This is a genomic window from Alienimonas chondri, from assembly GCF_013036045.1.
In the GTDB taxonomy this organism is placed as follows: domain Bacteria; phylum Planctomycetota; class Planctomycetia; order Planctomycetales; family Planctomycetaceae; genus Alienimonas; species Alienimonas chondri.
Map to the genome: position 1 here is coordinate 1 of NZ_WTPX01000250.1, position 4,192 is coordinate 4,192.

The 4,192-nt window shown below is 67.0% G+C and carries 3 protein-coding genes; 2 read left to right on the top strand and 1 reads right to left on the bottom strand.

What is annotated here, in order from left to right; all coding sequences use genetic code 11:
* Positions 1-867: Abi-alpha family protein (locus LzC2_RS20465; RefSeq protein WP_206678839.1), on the top strand; the 867-nt coding region annotated here is incomplete at its 5' end.
* Between the two features lie 61 nt (positions 868-928).
* Here the strand turns inward: LzC2_RS20465 and LzC2_RS20470 are convergent.
* Complete coding sequence (locus LzC2_RS20470; RefSeq protein ID WP_171189886.1) at positions 929-2,479, bottom strand: YifB family Mg chelatase-like AAA ATPase; 1,551 nt, start codon at positions 2,477-2,479, stop codon at positions 929-931.
* A gap of 118 nt (positions 2,480-2,597) precedes the next feature.
* Here LzC2_RS20470 and LzC2_RS20475 point away from each other — a divergent pair.
* Positions 2,598-4,192, top strand: a 1,595-nt coding sequence (locus LzC2_RS20475; protein ID WP_215907231.1) for a GntP family permease, incomplete at its 3' end; no start/stop codon positions are given.

Sequence of the window (4,192 nt, forward strand, 5' to 3'; positions counted from 1 at the left end):
CTGCCCCAGCCACCCACTGTCACCCTTGATCGAGTACACGAGTTACCCCAGCCACCCGCCCGCCGTATCCGCGGGTACGTTGGCCTGCAGAAGCACGCCTACCCTCCTCCCTCGTCTCATTCATTCATGTCAAATCCTGGCACCACCCTTTCCCCGCCTTCAGAAAAATGGTCCGACAAAGCGAGGGCGATCGTCGAGAGCGCGATCTCCGAGGTTCCAGGTGGCTCGTTCGGCGTCGCGGTGATGCAGGCGATTTACGCGCCGGCTCTAAGGCGGCAGACTGAAGCGTTTCTAGAAGAGGTGGCGAGCCGGCTGAACGACATGGACAAAGCGGGGGGCTTCGATCTCGAACAGCTCTCAAGTGACCCCGAGTTCGCAGCACTCGTTGTACAAGCTACTCGAACTGCTCAAGCAACTACCAATCAGGAGAAGCTGGGCGCACTTCGCGAGGCTCTTGTGTCCACTGCGGTTGGAGAAGGCCACAACGATAATCAACGAGCAATGTTCATGTCATATATCGACCGATTGACTGGCTTGCACATTCGAGTACTTCGCTTCCTCCACAATCCACTTGACGCAGTACTGGAAGCCACCGCCAGCCGAAACCCGAGCAACAGTGTGCGACAACATCTGAAAAAGCACTTCTCCGAAGTCAAGCAAGACCTGATCGACCAGACACTTGAGGACCTACACTCCATGGGATTGTCCGAATTCAGAAGCGAGCATAAAGAACTGTACATTACGGCCGACAACACTTCGTTGACGAAACGTACTACGCAACAGGGGGCCGACTTCGTCAAGTTCATTACGTCTGCGGCGAAGAGTTCACCATCGGGCGCAAGGCAATCAACTGGCGACGGAGCGTAGCAGACAACAGGGCGAGCACGTGCTCATAATAGCGCAAGTGCGGCACCAAGCAGCCCCCCACTCACCAAAACTTCCGGTCGAGCGCCCGGTAATTAATCGCTTCGCTGAGGTGGCCGGGGCCGATGCGGTCGGCGGCGTCGAGGTCGGCGATGGTGCGGCCGACTCTTAGAATGCGGTCGTGGGCGCGGGCGGAGAGGCCCATTTCCTCCATCGCGGCTTTCAACAGCTCCTCGGCGTCGGCGTCGAGTTCGCAGTGGCGGCGGATCTGGCGGGCGCTCATCCGGCCGTTCAACATCGCGGCGCCGCGGGTCTCCGGGTCCGCTTCGAAACGTGCCGCCTGCACCTCGCGGGCGGCGAGGACCTGCTCGCGCATCGTGGCGCTGTTCGTGCCGGTTTTTTTATTCGACAGTTCCCGGAAGGGCACCTGCGGGACTTCGAGGTGAATATCGATCCGGTCCAGCAGCGGGCCGCTGATCTTGGAGAGATACCGCTCCACCGCCGCGGCGTTGTCCGCCTTGCGGCCGGCGCCGTCGTCGGCGTGGTAGCCGCTGGGCGTGGGGTTCATCGCCGCGACCATCATAAACCGGGCGGGAAACTCCCGCGTGCCGATCGCCCGGCTGATCGTCACCCGCCCCTCCTCCAACGGCTGCCGAAGCACTTCGAGCGTCTTGCGATTAAACTCCGGCAATTCATCGAGGAATAAGACCCCGTTATGCGCTTGCGAGATCTCCCCCGGTCGCGGGACGCTGCCCCCGCCGACCAAGCCGGCCTCGCTGATCGTGTGATGCGGGGTGCGAAAGGGCCGTTGAAGAATGAGGCTGCGTCCGTTCCGCAGCTTGCCCAGCGCGCTCCAGATCCGGGTCGTTTGCAGGCTCTCCTCCGCCGACAACGGCGGCAGGATCGTGCCCAGCCGGCTCGCTAATAACGTCTTGCCGGTCCCCGGCGGGCCGATCATCAGCAGGTGGTGCGAACCCGCCGCGGCGACCACCACGGCCCGTTTGGCGAATTCCTGGCCTTTCACGTCGGAATAATCGACCGTATAGCCCTCGTCCGAGGCGACGGCGTCCTCCCAGCGGAAGGGGTGCGGGTCGATATCCAGTTCCCCCGTATAAAACCCCACCGCTTCGCTGAGCGAGCCGACGGGGATCGTCTCCACGTCGCCCACCACCGCCGCTTCGCGGGCGGTTTCGGCGGGGACGAGAATGCCCCTCAACCCCTGCTCCCGAGCGGCGAGGGCCATGCTGAGCACCCCGCGGATCGGCCGTAGCGAGCCGTCCAACCCCAACTCGCCGACGGCGGCGTATTGTTCGAACCGTTCTGATAAAAACTGCCCGCTCGCCGCGAGGGTGCCCAACGCGATCGGCAGATCCAGCCCGGGGGCGTCCTTCGGCAGATCCGCCGGGGAGAGCGCGATGACGATGCGATCCACCGGCCGGGTGTAGCCGCTGTTCACCAGCGCCCGCTCGATGCGGTGGGTGCTCTCGCGGGTCGCGGCTTCGGCGAGGCCCACCAGCGTCGTTTTGGGCAGCGCCGCGGGGGAGATATCGACCTCCACCGCGACCGGTTCCGCATCGATTCCATACAACGAATAGCTGCGCAACTGAGCGAGCATCGGCGGGACCGGCGGCGGGAGGAGCGGTGGACGGGCGTGAACGTCCGCGATTGTGCGAACCGGCCGGTTTCGCCGCAATCGGCCCCGGACCGGCCCGCAATCGGTAAGCTCCCCGGCGATGCCGTTCGAGATTCCCCCCGCAGCGCTCCCGGCTTTGCTGACGGGCGGGGGATTGGCCGCGGTGTTGGTCGGGACGTTGGCGATGCGGGTGCACGCGCTGGTCGTGCTGATCGTCGCCGGGCTGGGGGTGATGTGGCTCACCCCGCGGGAGAACCTCGTCCGGGCCGAGGTGGAAAAGACGGCCGAACGCTTCGCCGTGCGGGACGTCGGCGAGACGGTCCACGGCGCGGGTTGGATCCCGAACCCCGACGGCCTGCTCGTTCAATCGCACGATCCGACCCTCGCCGCGTATCGCCCGGGCCTCGGCGGCGGACTGGGGGAGCCGGTCGCGACCCTGCGGATCGACCGGGGCACGGAGTACGACTGGAAGTTCCCGCGGCAAATCAACGGCGACAGCCTCGTTCGCACCGATCGCGGCGACTATCAGATCTTCCCGTATCAGCCGTTCGTCGTCTTCAACGGTCCTTTCAACCCGATGTGGCAGGGCGGCTGGCCGAGCGGCCCGAACCAGCAGGCGGGCACGCCGGGGTTATTAAACGAGGGCGATCTGCTTGTTTCGCAGAAGGAACAGGCGCGCGCCGAGGCCGTCGCGAACCTCGCCCCGCCGGCCCGGCTGGCGCAGGCGTTCGGGGAGACCGCGGCGAGCATCGGCTTACTCATCGCCCTCGCCGCGGTGCTGGGCGCCGGGCTGACGCACTCCGGCGCCGCGGAGCGACTGGTGCGGGCGCTGTTGAGCGTCGTCGGTCCCCGCGGCCATCCGGCGGCGTTCTGTGCGGGGGGCTTGGCGTTGGGAATCCCGGTGTTCTTCGACGCCGTCTTCCTCCTGTGCGCCCCGCTGGCCAAGTCCACCGCGCTTCGGTCTTCCCCGGAAACGGGCGGACGCAGCTACGGCCTCTTAATGCTCGCGGTGTGCTGCGGCGGGGCGCTGACGCACTCCCTCGTCCCGCCCACCCCCGGTCCGCTGCTGGTCGCCGCGGAACTCGATGTGAGTATCCCCCTGATGATCGCCGTGGGACTGGCGGTCAGCGTGGTCGCGGCTCCGTTCGGCCTGCTGTGGTGCTGGTGGTGGACGCGGCGGCTGGAGCGCAAGGGCCGGGCGATCCCCGTGCGGGACGGCGCCGGGGCGGGTCTCGATCACCTGCGGGAACTCTCCGAACGCCCGATCCACGAACTGCCCCCGCTGTGGGCGAGCGTGCTGCCGCTGGCCGTCCCGGTGTTCCTCATCGCCCAACTGGCCGGGTGGGACGCGGCGGTCCCGCGGGTGGCGAACGTGGTGATCATCGGGGGTCCGCCGGGGCCGGCGCCGATCGTCGAGGAATGGCAGACGCCGATGGCCGTCGTGCGGGCGGTGGGCGAACCGACGGTCGCCGTACTGATCGGCACGCTGCTGTCGCTGCTGATCCTGTGGCGCTACTCCGCCCCGGTGGAGCGGCGCCGGGTGATCGGCGATGCGGTCGCGGAGGGCGGCGGGATTCTGCTGGTCGCCGCCGCCGGCGGAGCGTTCGGCACGGCGCTGCGGCAAACCGGCGTGGGCGGGCTGGTCGCCGCGGTCCCCGAACTGAGCGGCCTGGGCCTGCTGGCGCTGGCGTGGGG